The organism is Nocardia sp. JCM 34519.1, assembly GCF_020361265.1.
In the GTDB taxonomy this organism is placed as follows: domain Bacteria; phylum Actinomycetota; class Actinomycetes; order Mycobacteriales; family Mycobacteriaceae; genus Nocardia; species Nocardia arthritidis_A.
The window spans coordinates 257,648-273,371 of sequence record NZ_JAIRBR010000002.1; the positions used below are offsets into that span (position 1 = coordinate 257,648).

The following is a 15,724-nucleotide window of genomic DNA, read 5'->3' on the forward strand; positions in this document are numbered from 1 at the left end:
CGTTCCCTCCGTTGTAAGTTCGGGATTGTTCGTAGCATACCTACTACATTTCAACGCCACAATGCTGTTTCTGCGGCTACTCGACAGCCTCAATGCCCGCAACGGGCAGACGCTGCGCGAGCTGTGCGCCGGGCTGGCGATGGCGCGCCAGTCGGTGAGCAAGCACCTCGCGATTCTGGAGGCGGCCAACCTGATCGCCACCCGGCGCAGCGGCCGGGAGAAACTGCACTACCTCAATGCCGAACCCATCAACGCCATTGCCGAACGCTGGATCACGCAGTACGACCGCGCGCGGGTGCACGCACTCGCCGATCTGAAGAAAGCACTGGAGGCGCAACCCATGGCCGAGACCGAATTCGTATACACCACATACATCAAGACCACGCCCGAGAAGCTCTGGCAGGCGCTCACCGAGCCCGCGTTCACCAAGCGCTACTGGGGCGTCGCCGCCGATACCGACTGGCGGCCCGGATCGGAAATGGTTTGGCACCAAGGTGATTGGTCCAGCAAGGATCCGGAGCAAGTGGTGCTGGAGGCCGACCCGTATCGCAGGCTGTCCTACACCTGGCACACCTTCGACTCGGCCTTCGCCGAGACCTTCGATTTCAACGAAGAGCAGCTGGCGAAATGGGCCGCGGAGCCGCGGTCGAAGGTGACCTTCGAGCTGGAGCCGCAGGGCGAAATCGTGAAACTCACTGTGGTACATGACGGTTTCGAGCCGGGCAGCGGTGTGCTCGCGGGTATCAGCGAGGGCTGGCCCGCCATCCTGGCGAATCTGAAGACACTGCTGGAGACCGGCGAGACCCTGCCGGAACCCGAAGCCGCCCAACGGTGACCGTTCTCCGGTGCGCCTGCCCGTCGCGCGAAATTTGTTTATCGGCAACTGAAATCAATTGAATTGCATCTAATCTGTCTGGTTTTCCGCGGTTTCGGATATTAGCGTTCCGGTGCGCTTGGCAATAGGGCCGTGGAAAGGACGAAATAGGTGGGCAGACACCGGAAGAAGAGCGAGAGTGCGATCAACCGGTGGGGTGCTCGGGCCGCGGTTGTCGCCGGAGTGACGGCCGCCGGGTTCGGGACGGAGGTCTCCGCGCAGGCCCAACCACTGTGGTCGGCGGGTCCGTTGTGGCCCGCCGGTCCGCTGTGGTCGGCGGGCCCCGTGGTGCCCGCCGGACCGGAAATTCCGGATTTGCCGAGCGTGCCCGCGCTGCCCGGACTTCCCGCGCTGCTGCCGCCCGCACCGGTCACGGCACCGTGCTCGGCGCATGCCCGAGCCTGTTTCCGGCTGTCTACGAACGAGGGCTGGTTGATGGACAACGGGAAGGTGACCTACGGTCCCACCCCGGTCTCGTTCGGACGGCCCGGTTATGAAACGCCACCCGGTGTCTTTCACGTCAATTTCAAGGAGATCTACCACTGGAGCACGCTGCACAACGCGGAAATGCGTTATGCGGTCTTCTTCAACGGGGATATCGCCACCCACATCGGGCCGATCGAGGAGCCGTCACACGGCTGCGTCCGAATGACACCGGACGGCGCCCGCGCATTCTTCGAATACCTCGAACCCGGTGACGTGGTCGAGGTCGTGGAGTAGCCCCACCGGGATTGACCGTTTCCGACCATGCCGGGGCAGATTTCCACCTCGCCGCGGCATCGGCGGGTGCGGACCATTGAGGTCCAATCACCGCTACGCGGAAGGGAATACCGTCATGGACATCCGGATCACCGATCCTGCTGAGCTACCCGCCGTCTTCGAGGAGCGCCTCAACGCGGGCGACGTGGCAGGCGTGCTGGCGCTTCTCGCGCCCGGCGCGGTAATGCGCACTACCTCGGGCGCCGTCATCACCGGTCGGGACGACCTGCACCGCGAGATCAGCGGCACGGTCGCCGTGGGCGCGCGGCTGGCCAACACCCCGAGGCACGCGCTGGTCGCCGCGGATTCGGCGCTACTGGTCACCGACTGGACCCTCGAGATCGATGCGCCCGACGGCACGCGCGTATTCCCCAGCGGCACAACGGCAAATATTGCCCGGCAAGTCGACGGCGGCGAATGGCGTTTCGCCGTACTCAATCCCCTCGGGACCGCGTGACGCTGCTGTGAAAGTGGGGATAGCCCAAGGAATTCGGGCTATCCCCGTATGTGGAGGTGGGGCCTCCGGTCGACTACGCTCACGGTGCCTCCTCGCTGGCGACCGTGGACACCGTACGCGAGGTGCGTTGTACCGCTTATTCGCACGCTCGTGGCGTCAGCCATCGATTGGAAGCCGTATGAACCTCAGAAGTCTCTCCGCCGCAGCGTAATTCGCCATCGGCGGGTTGGTTGTCGGTGCCGGGACCGCAGGCGCCGACCCCGCACCGGCCGATACGGTGCCCGGATACTCGGTCACCGGACCCGGATCGCTTACCCTGCAGCCCAGTCCGCCGCAGATCGGGATCGCCGGCGTCACGGATGCCACGGGTGCGACGGTGACTTCGCTACCGCTCGAGTTCAAGGTCGCCGACTCCACACCCGCCGCTGCAGGACTCAAATACTCGGTCAAACTGGTGGACAAGACCGTCGTCACCACGCTCAAGGGCGGAACGTTCGCGCTTGCCGAGCGGCCGGGCGATACGCCCGATGCGCCGAAGGCCCAGATCGTCGATATCAGGGACGACAAGGGCGCGACGGTGCTCTCGCTACCCCTCGAGTTCAAGATCGACGGGGCCGCGGTGCCGGTCAAGGCGGTCGCCGAGAAGGACGACACCGTGCTGGAGCTCACCCCGGACAAGCCGGCGGGTGTGCAGGTCGCCGACCGGCAGTTCGTGGTCAAGCCGGTCGCCTCGGCGGTCGAGGACGAGCGGGCGCGCAACGAGTTCTCCAGCAAGTTCGGTCTCGCGACGACGATCGGCCATTTCGTCGGCACCGCCATCGGCGCGGGCGTCGGCTGCGTCTTCGGTCTGCCGCTGTTCGGCGTCGGCTGTCTGCCCGGAATCGTCACCGGCGCGAGCATCGGCGGTCTGATCGGCACCATTGTCGCGGGCGGTCCGACGCTGGTCGTCGCCGGTATCGACCTGCTCAACACGATGCAGGCCGAGCCGGGCACCACAAAGTGGGCCGATAAGCCGCAGCCGCAGGTGGAGTCGACCGCACCCACCGCGGCGGACGCACCGCACAACTGATCCCACTCCGAATCGACCCCGGCCGGATCCGGCCGGGGTCGATTTGCGTTCAGGGCCCTGTTCACCTGCGAAAACAAGTAAAGAGAGCAGTGCTCTTGACTTATTACCCACTTCGGTGTGACACTTGTTCACAACAGAGAGCAGTGCTCGCAAAGGAGAAGGCCATGAACGCCCAAGCCACCCGCTACCTCGCCCCCACCGGCTTCGACCCGATCATGAACAAGATCGCCAACTGGCTGCCCCGGGTCGGCATCAGCGTCATGGGCTCGCGACTGCTCGCGGTGCGCGGCCGCAAGAGCGGCGAATGGCGGACCACGATGGTGAACCTGCTGATCGACGCCGACGGCACCCGCTACCTGGTGGCGCCCCGCGGCCACACCCAGTGGGTGCGCAACCTGCGGGCCGCGGGCGGTGGTGAACTGCGACTCGGCCGTAAGGCGGAGGCATTCACCGCCACCGAGATCGCCGACGCGGACAAGGTTCCGGTGCTGCGCCTCTACCTGCAGAAGTGGGGCTGGGAGGTCGGCAAATTCTTCGAAGGCGTCACCAAGGACTCCACCGACGCCGAATTGGCCGCGATCGCACCGGGTTTCCCGGTCTTCCGGATCGCCTGAAATCCGCGCCGCACCCAACCTGTACGAAGTGCCCACAGAAGCCAGCGGTGGAGATGCCCACGGGGCGGGATCGGGATACGGTTCCGTGGGCATAGTTGAAGGGCGAGGGTTTGAGCGCGATCAGGGATGCGTATCTGGCGGCGGCCGAGTCGGCGGCACGGCTGCTCGCCGATCCGGCGGTGGCCGCGGTGTGGGATCGGCCGAGTGCGTTGCCGGAGTTCAGTGTTCGCGGGCTCGCCGGTCACCTGGGCGCACAGGTCCTGCACGTATCGCGAGCGCTGGCTGCCGAGGTACCCGATGGCGTGCCGCTGACCGTTGCCGAATTCTATGCTGGGGCCACCGCATTCGAGGCCGAGGTGGACGACGAGATCAGCGTGCGCATCTGGCACGGTGGTGAGGCCGCAGCGGCGCAGGGCGCGCAGGCGCTGGTTGCCGAGGTCGAATCGTCTGTGGCTCAACAACGTTCGGCTCTGGCGGCCGAGCCCGCCGACCGCCTCGTCGCGTTCTTCACCGGCAAATTGCTACTGGACGATTTCCTGCTGACCCGTTTGCTCGAGATCGTCGTGCACTCCGACGACCTCGCGGTGAGCGCCGCCATCGCGACACCCACGCTCCCGCCGCGGGTCTTCGAACCCGTACTCGACCTGCTCGCCCGGCTGGCAGTGGCCCGCCACGGCCAAACGGCCGTACTGCGCGCACTCAGCCGGGCCGAACGGGCGCCCGAGACCATCGCGGGTATCTGAAACCGCCCAGTGGACAGTATGATTCGCCGCCCGCTCGGTGAAATCTATGTGCGACAGAGGAATTCGATAGCGGCCGCGTAACCGTACACACCCATCCCGGCGATCACCGCGGTCGCGATCGGCGAAATATACGAATGGTGCCGGAATTCCTCGCGTGCGTGCACATTGCTGATGTGCACCTCGACGATCGGCACCTCCGGAATCACGAGTGCGTCGCGCAGCGCCACCGAGGTGTGGGTCAATCCGCCGGGATTGATGACGATGCCGGATTCGGCGCCGCGCGCCTGGTGGATCCGGTCGATCAGCGCCCCTTCGGAATTCGACTGGAACGCCGTGATCTCGCGGTCGAACCGCGCCGCCGTGCGCTTGCACAGATCGACGACATCGTCCAGCGTCGCCGCCCCGTACACCTCGGGCTGGCGGGTGCCGAGCATATTCAGGTTCGGGCCGTTGAGCACGAGGATCGGATCCACCATGACCGCAACTCTATAAGCCCTGCGGACCTTCCGAACGCAGGTCGTCGACCTTGCGCATGGCCTCGCGCAGTTCCGCGAGCCAGGCCTCGGCATGCTGGCCCGCCAGCTTGACGGTCCAGGCCAGGGCATCGGAGCGGGAGCGCGCGACGCCGGCGTCGACGAGGGTGTCGAGCACCTTGCGCTCGGGCTGGCGCAGCCGGGTCATCACCGGAACGGCCAGATGGGTGAACATGATTCGATTGCCGTCCACCGAAACGCCCCACGCCACATTGCGGCCGTAGCGCTGCTGGGCCTCGGATGCGATCTGCATGCGCGCGGGCCGGGTGCTCTCCCGGTAGCGCGCGACAATGCCTTCCTTGGTGGCGGCGGGGATTTCGGCGGCGGGGGTGTCCGCGTCCTGCGGCTGGTCGGCGGCGGGGTCGAAGGCGAGTTCACCGATGACGACGATCTCGTCGCGGTCGATCTCGATGGTCGGCGGCCCGGTGAACCAGTCGCTGGGCAATCGTCCGGCGAACCAGTCGGCCGCATCGGAGACGTCCGGCAGGTCGGCCTGTTGCCAGCCGCCGGTCCGCCCGAAACCCCGGCCGCGATGTGTGTGCCTCATGGGGATCACCTACTTACTGTGCTGCGTTGCTTGCAATGATTACAAGATTACGTCGAAAGCGGTCGCACGTGTTCCGCTCTGTGCGAACGGGACCGGCACCGAAGGTTCGGGGCGGAAACGCCGACCTGGACCGTTATCACCACAGTTCAAGTCGGGGCCGGTACGGTAACGGCGCTGGTTTGTCCCGGTGACGTACGGGCAACGCTATGGTCAGCCACTACTCCTGGGATAATTCGGGCAGAATTGAGATGCTGAGCATGGGTAACGTCTTCGGCGGCCGGGCGGCCGGTGGGCAGTCCGATTCAGGTACGGTGGTCTTGTTGCTGGAGTGACAAGAGTGAAGAGTGGGCGACATGGATGTGTGGGGATCCCGCCGCTTTCGCGTCCGGGGCGCATTGGCACTTACGGGTGTGGCGGCTCTCGCGATTGCGATGGGATCGTGTGGTTTGCATCAGAAGACGAATGAGCCGGAGGCCATCGTCGAACGTTTCACCAGCCTGCTCGACGACGAGAACGCCGTCGATGCCGCACAGCTCACCTCATACCCCAGCGCGGCTTCGGCAACTCTGAAGCAAATGTTCGCGGGCCTGCAGCCGGGCAAGGTCGACTACAAGAAGACCCAATTCATCGGCCTCGACGCGGAATCCGCCATCTTCAGCATGGACGTCGCCTGGAATTTCGGCGAGAACCGGAACTGGAACTACACGCTGCAGGGCACCATTCGCAAACTGGCCATCGGCTGGCGCATCTCCTGGGATCCCAGCGTCGTGATGCCGCAACTCGACCACAACCGCACCGTGCGCCTGGTGCGCACCATCCCCACCCCGGCCCCGAAGGTCAACGACATCGCGGGCCAGCCGCTGATGACCGAGCAGACCATCAACGTCATCAAACTCGATCCGGCCAAAATCACCGATCCGGTCCTGTCCACCAATGCGCTGGCCAAGGCGATCGAACCGGTCGCGCCGCTGATCACCGGTCCGGCGCTGCTGCAGCAGCTGTCCACCTCACAGGGCAAGCCGATCGTCGCGGTGAACCTGCGCGATGCCGATTTCGCGATTCTGGAATCGGATATGGCGCGCGTACCCGGTGTGGCGATGGAAAAGCAGCCACGACTGATCTCCGTGGACCGCCGGGTCTGGTCGCCGATGCTGGACGCGCTGAGCAAGGTGCAGGCCGACAGCCAGACCCAGCATTCCGGTTGGGGCGTACAGGTTTTCGAACAGGACGGCCGCTACGTCACCCAGCTCGCCGGGCAGCAGGGGCCGCCGGGCCCGGATATCGCGTCGACCATGGATCAGAAATTGCAGCGCGCGGCCGAGGACGCGGTGGTGAGCGTCGGCACCCCGGCATCGATCGTCGCCATCCAGCCGTCCAGCGGCGCGGTGGTCGCGGTCGCGCAGAACAGCCAGGCCAGTGAGCACGGGCCGGTCGCCTTCACCGGTCTGTATCCGGTCGGCGGGCTGCTCGAACTGTTCCGCAACATCGCCGCGGTCGACAAAGGTAAAGCGCCGCAGGATATTTCGGTTCAGGATGCCGCGGAGGCCGCGCCCGCGCTCGGGGTCGGCGTCGATTTCAAGGTGCCCGGACTCGATGAGGTCACCGGTCGGATCGCCGCGGCGGGCCGCAGTGCCGAACAGGTGCGTCAGGGCGGCGGTAACGACGCGGTGCTGGCCAGCCCGTACGGGATGGCGATCGCGGCGGCGGCCGTCGCGCGCGGTGCGATCGTCGCGCCGATGATCGAGGCCGGGCGGCCGGGCGCCACCGATGCGAAGCTGACCCCGCTGGCACAGCCGGTGCAGGATCGGTTGCGCGCCATGCTGCGCGAGTCGACGGATCGGCCGGAATTCGCCGCCCTGCGCGCCTATCGCGACGTCTCCGGATATATCGCGAATTCGGGACCCGACGGCTGGCTGATCGCCACCATGGGCGATCTGGCCTTCGCCATCCACATCAACGATATCGACAGCGATAACGCGACGGTCCGGATGGCCGCCCGCATGCTGCAATCGCTGGCCACCCCGGATCGGGACAAGTGAATTCGGTCAGAACTTCAAGGCTTTGACCGCCGCCCGCCAGCCGAGCAGGAACAGCGCGAGCACCGCCGCCGCGACGAGCACGAATGAGAACGCGATGGTCTGACCGCTCACCACGCGCAACACCATGCCGCCGATCAGCGTGCACAGCCAGATCAGAATTCCGGTGGGCCACAGGGCGGTTCGGGGTAGCCGATTCACCAGCACGACCACCCAGCCGATCGCCAGACCGGTCGCGAACGGCCATAGGGTGCGCAGCAGGCCGGTGAAGACCGCCTCGTCGTGACTGCGCCTGCCGATCGCGCAGAACAAGATCACAAGCAGTGCATCGACCGCCAACGCCACCAGTTTCTTCACGCCGGACAGCGTAGTTGCCGCGCTCGGCGACCCCGCTTCGCGACACAGCCGACCTCCGCCGCTCAGAAGCCGCGGCGCTGTTCGAATTCCTTCTCGAATTCGGCATCGGTGGCATCCGGTTTGCGGAACAGGAACAGGAAGACGATCCAGCCGACAACGGCCACCAGGATAAAGCTGACCAGGCGATATACGAAGGCCGCCGCGAACGCCTGCGCCGCGGGCAGTCCGGCGCCGACGGTGAGGCCGTAGAACAGAGTGGCGTCGACATAGACGATTCCGCCCGGCGCGAACGGAATTGTGCCCACCGCCTTACCCGCGGCGAACGCGATGAGCAGCCCGGCCAGCTTAGGCTCCGCACCGACCGCGTAACAGGCGGCGCCGAGGCAGGCCACATCCGCGAACCGGTGCACCAGCGCCCACGCCGCCACCCAGGCGCCGTCCCGCTTGCCGAGGTCCACCGACTCCAATTGCGCCAGCACCTCGACGATTTTGTCCATGCCCGCGTCGGCGGGACGCTTGCGCAGCCGGTTGATCGCGGCGAGCCCGCGCCGCAGCACGGCTTGTAGCGCACCCGGATTGTTCGAAACGTAATTGCCCGCGGCCACCAGCACCAGCACGCCGGCCACCGAGAGAATCGGTTTGTACGGTCCGATGTGATCGCCGACCAGCACCGCGCCGCCGACGCCGAGCAGTGCGAGCCCCGCCGCCGCGACCACCCCGGAAAACACCAGCTGCCAGGACGCGACGATCGGGCTCGCGCCCCAGCGCCGGGTCTGCCGGTAGGTGAATGCGGTCGAAAACACCTGTCCGGCGGGCAAAGTCACCGACATGGCGGTAGCGCCGTACACCACGGCCACCGATTTCCCCTGGGTCACCCGCACCCCGCCCGCGCGCAGCAGCTGCTTCTGAATCCTGCCGAAACCGCTCATCGAAAGCGCCTGCATCCAGATGCAGACCACAACCCAATCCCAGTGCAGCTCGGTGAGTTTCGCCCATGAGTTGTGCAGTTGCGGCCACAGATACCAGCCCTCGCCGATCAGCAGGGCGAGCAGCGCGCTGCCGAGCACCCAGCGGACCCACCAGAATCTGCCCCGGCCCTCGGCCGCGGGCGGTATCGGATTCGCCGCGCTGCCCGGACCCGGCGTGGTCATGCCGCGCTACCGATGGGTGCGGGTGGTCCGGCTAGTTCCCCGTTGGCCGTCACGAGGTCAGCGTAACGAATTGACCGATTCCAGGTCCGTATCGTCGGCCACCGGGTCGGCGGTTCGTCTGGGCCAGGCCAGCCGGGTCTTCCTGCGACGGCCGCGCAGCTGCACCTCGGCGCCGGTTTCCCACCGGTCTTGTTCGTCCTCGCCGGCGAAATACAGTGCGCTGCCGGAGGCCAGCACCCGGCCCGGCTGATCCTTGGCCAGCTCGGTCAGCCGGGACGCCTCGTTCACCGGGTCACCGATCACCGTGTACTCGAAACGGTTTGCCGCGCCGATATTTCCGGCGACGGCCAGCCCCGCGGAAACGCCGATGCCGATATCGAGACCGGGCACCTCGCGCAGCGTTTCCCGCAGCTCCCTCGCGGCGGCCAGGGCAGCGGTCGGCGCGTCGGGGCGATCGAGCGGCGCGCCGAAAATGGCGAGCGCCGCATCGCCGACGAATTTGTTGACGAAGCCGTTGTGCCGGTCGATCACATCGACGACGATCCGGAAGAATTCGTTGAGCAGGCTCACCACCTCGGTGGGCGGACGTTCCGCCGCGGTGGCCGTCGAACCGACCATATCCACGAACAGCACTGCGACGAACCGGGTTTCGCCGCCGAGCTCGGTGCCGTACGCCAGCGCCCGCTTGGCCACATCCTCGCCGACATGCTGGCCGAACAGTTCCTGGAGTCGGCGTCGCTTGGCCGCCTCCTCCATCATCCGGTTGAAACCGACCTGCAGCAGCCCGATCTCACTGCCGTCGAACACCTCGACCTGCACGTCGCGGGCGCCCTCCTGCACCCGGTCGATGGCCTGGCTGAGCTGGCGGATCGGGTCGGAAATGCTGGAGCCGGTGAGCATCGAGAGCGCGAGCGCCTGCGAGATCACCACACCGCACAGCAGCAGGATCGAGATCGCCAGCGAGGTGGCGCTGAATTTCACATCGGAGGAGATCTGGGTGATGCACAGCAGCACGATGGCGAAGGTCGGCGCGAAAGTGCCCATGCCCCAGGTCATCGCCATCCGGGTGCCGACGCCCGGGGTGAGGGTGTGATCGAACGCGCCCTCGGTCAGCGCCTCGGCCGCCACCGGGCGCAGAATCCGCTCGCCGAGCATGTAGGTGAAGCCGAAGACGATCGTGGCCGCCATACATTCGGTGACGATGACGGTCGCGGCCAGCTTCGGTTCCACCGAAATGATCAGCGCCGCCATGACCGCGCCGCCGACCATCCACAGCCCCAAATGCAGGATGGCCTGGCGCAGCGGTGCGTGCAGCGCCGCCATCTGCTCCTGCCTGCTCGGCGGGCCGCCGCGCAACTGCCAGCGCATCACCGGGCGCAGCATCAACGCGGACGCGACCATGCTGAGCAGGCCGCCGATCACGAAGATCAGGGCCGGGATCAGCAGGCCGATGCTCCTGACACTGTGTGTGGAGCCCTCGGGAACGGGGAGTCCGTACTGGATGAACGCCCACACCAGAATCGCGCCGAAGGCATTGGCCAGCAGCATCGATGTCAGGTACAGCGGCCAGCGCGTTCGCATGGTCTGTTTGACCGCTTCCAGGGGCGCCGACACGGATTCCAATCTAGCGGTTCCCGGCCATGTTCCGATCATGTGAGCATGGTCGCGGCGAGCGGCCGCGCCCGGGTTCGGACGATTGCCTGATCGAGGTGCCGTCGGTATGTGCGGGTCGTATGGAGCAGGCCTGCGATGGTCATGATGGTTGGAGCGTCGACCGGCGGCGGTCGGGTGCGATGGCTGTCGTGGCGATCAGCGCGGCTCCGGCGGCGAGAACCGGAACGGCGTAGGACAGCATGTCGCTGATACCGACCGACGTCGCCATGGCCAGACCGAATGTCGTGAGCAGTGCGGCCGCTGCCGCGGCGGCGTACCGGACCGCGTAACCGATCAGTAGGGCCAGACCCAGCGTGAATTCGGCTGCCGTGGCCGTGGCCGCCGCGGTCGGCGCGAGTGGTGCGAGCCGGAGGGGCAACAGCTTTCGCGTGTAGTCGGTGAATGCGCTGTACTCGCCCCAGGACACTCCGCTGCTTCCCGGTCCGCCCAACAGCCCGAACCGATCGGCCACCGAACCGAGTAGCAGTAGACCCACCAGGATTCGCGCCGTGATCATCGAAGGCCGATAGCGCGCGCCCGTTGCCACCATTACCCCTACGGAGGCGACGACGAGCGCGGTGATCCACCCGATCGACCCGTGGGCGAACAGCAGCCATGCCACCTCGATCCCCAGCATCGTTGCGGTGGTTGCGATTGCGATCGTGCGGGCGATCATGATCCCCTCCAGGGAGATAGTAAGGTGGTTGACCAAAAGGGTAGAGAGGGCTCGAAAAATGGTCAAGCGCCTGACTAATCCGTTGTCGGATCGTCCGCCACCGCTGGGGAATCTGCTGACCGCGGCCGCCCGCACCCTGGCGGCCGAACTCGACGCGGGCCTCGCTGCGGCCGGATTCGCCGATGTGCGCGCTGCGCATGCGCCGGTGTTCCAGGTCATCGACCCGGAGGGCACCCGGTCCAGCGTGCTGGCCGAACGCGCGGGAATGACCAAGCAGGCCATGGGAGAACTGGTCCGTCACCTCGAGAGCCGAGGTTATGTCGAGAGCGCCCCGGACCCCGCCGACGGTCGCGCCCGGCTCGTGCGACTCACCTCCCGCGGCTGGTTGGTCGTCGACGCGGGCCTCGCGGTGGTGCAGCGGTTCGATGAGCATCTCGACGCCATCATCGGCAGCGACGAGGTGGCGCGATTGCGATCCACTTTGCTCGCGGTCATCGGCGGCGCCGGATCGTCTTATGCCACCGCTGCCCGGCAGTCCATCACGACAATGCGCACCGACTGAAGCCTCTCCCTCGGCTCGACGAGCTCGATCACAAGACACGATCCCTGTGGCGCGGACCGCTTGCCGGGCGGTCTACCCCAGGATCAGCTGGGCGGCGCTTTCGATGATTTCGGCGCGGGTGCCGGTGCGGTGGTCGGCCGCGATCAGGTAATCGGCGATCACCAGGGAGAACGCCAGCATGGCGCGGGCCTCGACATCGCGCGGGTCGTCGCTGATCGTGCCGATAAGGTCACGCAGATAGTTCATGCGGCGGTTGTCGACGCGCTCGAGTCGGGCGGCGACGGCCGGATCGCGGCGCGCCCATTCGCGCACGGCGAGATCGATCGGCAGCAGCTCCTTCGAGAACGTCAGCCGCCCGGCCCTGCGCACCTTGTTCGCGGCGTCGCCGCCCTCCTGTTCGACGCGCGAACGCACCTCGTCGATGCTGCGGTGTTCCCAGGAGTCGAGGACGGCGTCGAGTAACTCCTGGCGGCTGGAGAACTGTCGATAGAACCCGCCCCTGGTCACATTCAATTGGGCCGCAAGGGTTTCCACGCGGACAGCGTCCGGTCCCGACTCGGCCAAGATTGCCAGAGCGGCGTCGATCCAGGCTTGCCGCGGAGTTCGCACCGGTGGGGCCATCGGTAGTCAACCAATCAGTCGCAGGGGCTCTTGATTACACCACTCGCGATAGATACATTACTGTTCTGTATCAATCATTGGCGGCCCGCTGCCGTGCGCTTGCGGGACCGATCGATAGGAAGTCATATGACGCGTCACAGGATTAGTGAGAACCATTCCGACACCGGGCCGTCGCGAGTCGACGTTGTGGATACCGACGCCGAAATGCTCGCCGTCAGTACTTTGACCAACATTCAGCACGCCGATGCGCATTTATTGCGCATCGACCACGCCCCGGATCGCGATGCCGAGCAATGGGCCCGGGCGGTCATGGAGGACGTGCCTGCCGAGGTGCGGGCCGCACTCGAACGAGCATGGCATGTTATTGCCCTCCGTCTGACCCCCAGCCGCACCGACGCCATAGCGGGTTGGTCAATCGCACACAACCGTCCCGACTATGCACTGCTGCAGGCCGAATCCGCCTTGGGCTTCGAAGGACAGCTGCTGTTTCAATGCCGCCGGAGCGGCCTTGTGCTGGCGACGTTCGTTCAATTCCACGACCCCACCTCGCGAACCGTGTGGGAACGGGTGCTGCCCGCACATCTGGGATTCGTCCGTTCGCTACTGGAAGCCCAAATCGGCAAGCTCGGATGAAAGTCGTGAGATGAGTTGTGACCGAACATCTTCCGATTAGGACGTCGCAGCGGCTCGGCTCGTGAGCGCACTGGCTGAACAGTCGTACCGAAGGCTCGGATCAAGTGATCTGGATCACGGGATGTCAGGAATTTCGGCGCTCAGATGTCAAGTATTCGAGCCCATCAGAACGAAGGAGAAGCCATGAACCAGAGCATCGATGTGATCGTGATCGGCGGCGGATACGCCGGAGTGATGGCGGCAAATCGCCTGACGCAGCGCGACGGTGTGCGGGTGACCATGATCAATCCGCGGTCGGTCTTCGTCCCGCGGCTGCGGCTGCACCAGCTGGTCGGCGGCACCCACGACGCGGTCGTCGACTACGCCGACATCCTGGCCGACGGTGTCCGGCTGGTCGTCGACAGCGTGACCCGGATCGACGCGACCGAGCGCAGCGTGACCCTGGCCGAGGGCGGCACGCTCGGCTACGACTACCTGATCTACGCGGTCGGCAGCGGCAATGCCGGGCCGCGGGTGCCGGGCGCGGTCGAGTTCGCTTATCCGATAGCGACTTTGGAGGCCGCACAGCGGCTGCGGTCGGCGCTCCTCGATACGCCTGTGGCGGCGGCGGTGACGGTTGTCGGGGGCGGACCGACCGGGATCGAGACCGCGGCGGAGCTGGCCGAGCAGGGCCGCAACGTCACCCTGGTGTGCGGCGGCGTCCTCGGCCCGTACCTGCATCCGAAGGCCCGGCGCACCGCCCGCAAGTACTTCGCCAAGCTGGGGGTGAATGTCATCGAAGGACCCGGGGCGGCGGTCACCGCGATCACACGGGACGCCGTGGAAATCGGCGACGGCCGGACACTGGCGAGTGCGATCACGATCTGGACGGCCGGTTTCGGGGTGCCCGACCTGGCCGCCCGCAGCGGATTGCGCACCGACGACGCCGGGCGACTGCTCACCGACGAGACGCTGACCAGCATCGATGACGAGCGCATCGTCGCGGCGGGCGACTCGTCGGCGCCGTCGGATCTGCCGTTCCGGATGAGCGCCTACACCGCGTACTGCCTGGGCGCGCACGCCGCCGACACCCTGCTGCACCGGATCGCGGGGGAACAGCCCACGCCGATCGATCTGTCGTTCCCCGCGATGTGCCTCAGCTTCGGCCGCGAAGCCGGGATCTACCAGCTCGGCCACAAGAACGACACGGCGATGCGGCTGTACTTCAGCGGCTTCGCCGGCCGCAAGCTCAAGGAATTCGCCTGCCAGGCAGGCATCAAGCACCTTGCGACCGAGGCGCACAAGCCCGGCTCACACCGCTGGTTCAAGGACGGTAAGCACCGGCCGATGCTGCTACAGGCCCAGCGCGACAATGCGGCGGCACCGGTCGCGTAGCGATGGGAGTAAGTCGCTAGCTGTCGAGCAATTCCGCGGCGAAGACGTCTTCGATTCGCCACTGGTGAGGCGACAACCCTTGTTCGAAGTGGTAACGCAGATAGGTATCGAGGGCGGTGCGGTTGGCTGCGATGCCGTAGGGCCACCAATCCTCGCCCAGCTGTTCGATGTCGCGGTCGATCAGTGCGTTCATCCACGGCACCATGGTCTGGACCTCGTAAAGTCTGCGGTTGCGGCGATATTGTTCGGCGACAGCGTCTTTCGCCTGGGAGAAGGCCCGGTAGACGTCGTGCGCGAGGCCGGGTCGCTCCTGTAGCAGATCCCTGCGGACGACGACGGTGTGCATGATCGGGAAGATCGCGGTTCGCCGATGATAGTCGCGCTCGAGTGGTTCGAAGTCGGGGAACAGCCGGGCGACGTTCGGGGATCCATCGAGCACGCATTGCGGAACGTTCGCCGAGAACAGGGCGTCGATCTCGCCCGCGTCCAGCATCGCGCCCAGCGACTTTCCTTCGGGCGCCGCTCGCAGTTCGAGATCGGCGGGTCTTGGGTGTGGAATGAAATCGAAAGGGGGCGCGGGATATTCGAGACCGCCGATCACCCACCGGTTCTGTTCGGGCCGGAATCCGTACTCGTCGGTGAGGATCCCCTTGGCCCACACGCCGGAATCCTGGCCATAGACGCCGAATTCCCCGATTGTGCGTCCGGTCAGATGTGCGGGATGGGTTATGCCGCAATGAGTATTGACGAAGATGCACGAATGCCGGAACACCCGGTTGGGGAAGATCGGCAACGCCACATAGGGCAGGCCTTGTTCGAGCAGGCGTAGGTAGAACGTGAGCCCGAGTTCGGCGACGTCGAATTCGTTCGCGCGAATCAGCCGCTCGAAGATCTCCGGCAGGGTCGCGGCGGTCTCCATCGAGACGTCAAAGCCATCGATTCGGATGCTCTCTTCGAAAAGTGCGCGTGTCGTGTCATATCGAAAGCATCCGATGGTCAGAGTGCGGTCGGTCATGAGTGCGGATCTCCTTGTCGGCTCGGCACTTTCAGCAGCTCTCCTAGACT

At 66.0% G+C, this 15,724-nt stretch carries 18 protein-coding genes; 10 read left to right on the plus strand and 8 right to left on the minus strand.

Annotated features, from left to right (window positions below):
- The first annotated feature begins 61 nt into the window (after positions 1–61).
- The 6 genes from LGY53_RS07475 to LGY53_RS07500 all read left to right on the plus strand — a co-directional run bounded on the left by LGY53_RS07475 (position 62) and on the right by LGY53_RS07500 (position 4,516).
- Entirely contained in the window at positions 62–835 is a 774-nt protein-coding gene (locus tag LGY53_RS07475; RefSeq protein WP_225725898.1) for an SRPBCC domain-containing protein, read from the plus strand.
- Between the two features lie 150 nt (positions 836–985).
- A complete protein-coding gene (locus tag LGY53_RS07480) occupies positions 986–1,594 on the plus strand; it encodes a L,D-transpeptidase (protein WP_225725899.1) in 609 nt (202 codons plus the stop codon).
- 115 nt (positions 1,595–1,709) lie between these two features.
- Positions 1,710–2,090 (plus strand): DUF4440 domain-containing protein, encoded by a 381-nt coding sequence (locus LGY53_RS07485; RefSeq protein WP_225725900.1) that lies wholly within the window; start codon positions 1,710–1,712, stop codon positions 2,088–2,090.
- Between the two features lie 226 nt (positions 2,091–2,316).
- Positions 2,317–3,159, plus strand: coding sequence for a hypothetical protein (locus LGY53_RS07490; protein WP_225725901.1), 843 nt, complete (start codon positions 2,317–2,319; stop codon positions 3,157–3,159).
- 164 nt (positions 3,160–3,323) lie between these two features.
- Entirely contained in the window at positions 3,324–3,773 is a 450-nt protein-coding gene (locus LGY53_RS07495; RefSeq protein ID WP_225725902.1) for a nitroreductase family deazaflavin-dependent oxidoreductase, read from the plus strand.
- A 110-nt stretch (positions 3,774–3,883) separates the two neighbouring features.
- The gene (locus tag LGY53_RS07500; protein ID WP_225725903.1) at positions 3,884–4,516 is read left to right on the plus strand and encodes a maleylpyruvate isomerase N-terminal domain-containing protein; all 633 of its coding nucleotides are present in this window, start codon (positions 3,884–3,886) and stop codon (positions 4,514–4,516) included.
- Positions 4,517–4,560: 44 nt separating this feature from the next.
- On the opposite strand, the gene aroQ is transcribed toward LGY53_RS07500, so the two are convergent.
- Both aroQ and LGY53_RS07510 read right to left on the minus strand, forming a co-directional pair.
- Positions 4,561–4,992, minus strand: a complete 432-nt coding sequence (gene aroQ / locus LGY53_RS07505) for a type II 3-dehydroquinate dehydratase (RefSeq protein ID WP_225725904.1) — start codon at positions 4,990–4,992, stop codon at positions 4,561–4,563.
- Between the two features lie 10 nt (positions 4,993–5,002).
- Positions 5,003–5,596 carry a hypothetical protein gene (locus LGY53_RS07510; RefSeq protein ID WP_225725905.1) on the minus strand — a complete coding sequence of 198 codons (594 nt, stop codon included), beginning with the start codon at positions 5,594–5,596 and terminating at the stop codon, positions 5,003–5,005.
- Positions 5,597–6,042: 446 nt separating this feature from the next.
- On the opposite strand from LGY53_RS07510, the gene LGY53_RS07515 reads away from it, so the two are divergent.
- Positions 6,043–7,635 (plus strand): NTF2-like N-terminal transpeptidase domain-containing protein, encoded by a 1,593-nt coding sequence (locus LGY53_RS07515; protein ID WP_225725906.1) that lies wholly within the window; start codon positions 6,043–6,045, stop codon positions 7,633–7,635.
- A gap of 6 nt (positions 7,636–7,641) precedes the next feature.
- On the opposite strand, the gene LGY53_RS07520 is transcribed toward LGY53_RS07515, so the two are convergent.
- The 4 genes from LGY53_RS07520 to LGY53_RS07535 form a co-directional block, all read right to left on the minus strand.
- Positions 7,642–7,989: a DUF3054 domain-containing protein gene (locus LGY53_RS07520; RefSeq protein WP_167478702.1), complete on the minus strand. Its 348-nt coding sequence runs from the start codon at positions 7,987–7,989 to the stop codon at positions 7,642–7,644.
- A 62-nt stretch (positions 7,990–8,051) separates the two neighbouring features.
- Positions 8,052–9,140: a YbhN family protein gene (locus tag LGY53_RS07525; protein ID WP_225725907.1), complete on the minus strand. Its 1,089-nt coding sequence runs from the start codon at positions 9,138–9,140 to the stop codon at positions 8,052–8,054.
- A gap of 57 nt (positions 9,141–9,197) precedes the next feature.
- Positions 9,198–10,793, minus strand: coding sequence for an adenylate/guanylate cyclase domain-containing protein (locus LGY53_RS07530; RefSeq protein ID WP_374111145.1), 1,596 nt, complete (start codon positions 10,791–10,793; stop codon positions 9,198–9,200).
- 100 nt (positions 10,794–10,893) lie between these two features.
- The gene (locus LGY53_RS07535; protein ID WP_225725908.1) at positions 10,894–11,469 is read right to left on the minus strand and encodes a hypothetical protein; all 576 of its coding nucleotides are present in this window, start codon (positions 11,467–11,469) and stop codon (positions 10,894–10,896) included.
- A 58-nt stretch (positions 11,470–11,527) separates the two neighbouring features.
- Between LGY53_RS07535 and LGY53_RS07540 the strand changes: the two genes are divergently transcribed.
- A complete protein-coding gene (locus LGY53_RS07540) occupies positions 11,528–12,031 on the plus strand; it encodes a MarR family winged helix-turn-helix transcriptional regulator (protein ID WP_225725909.1) in 504 nt (167 codons plus the stop codon).
- A 72-nt stretch (positions 12,032–12,103) separates the two neighbouring features.
- Here LGY53_RS07540 and LGY53_RS07545 read toward each other — a convergent pair whose 3' ends face one another.
- Complete coding sequence (locus tag LGY53_RS07545) at positions 12,104–12,652, minus strand: TetR/AcrR family transcriptional regulator (RefSeq protein WP_225725910.1); 549 nt, start codon at positions 12,650–12,652, stop codon at positions 12,104–12,106.
- A 126-nt stretch (positions 12,653–12,778) separates the two neighbouring features.
- Here LGY53_RS07545 and LGY53_RS07550 point away from each other — a divergent pair, with 126 nt between their 5' ends.
- Positions 12,779–13,285 (plus strand): hypothetical protein, encoded by a 507-nt coding sequence (locus LGY53_RS07550; protein ID WP_225725911.1) that lies wholly within the window; start codon positions 12,779–12,781, stop codon positions 13,283–13,285.
- A 183-nt stretch (positions 13,286–13,468) separates the two neighbouring features.
- Positions 13,469–14,659, plus strand: coding sequence for an NAD(P)/FAD-dependent oxidoreductase (locus LGY53_RS07555; protein WP_225725912.1), 1,191 nt, complete (start codon positions 13,469–13,471; stop codon positions 14,657–14,659).
- A 16-nt stretch (positions 14,660–14,675) separates the two neighbouring features.
- Here the strand turns inward: LGY53_RS07555 and LGY53_RS07560 are convergent, their stop codons facing one another.
- Complete coding sequence (locus LGY53_RS07560; protein WP_225725913.1) at positions 14,676–15,674, minus strand: 4,5-dihydroxyphthalate decarboxylase; 999 nt, start codon at positions 15,672–15,674, stop codon at positions 14,676–14,678.
- Between the last annotated feature and the right edge of the window lie 50 nt (positions 15,675–15,724).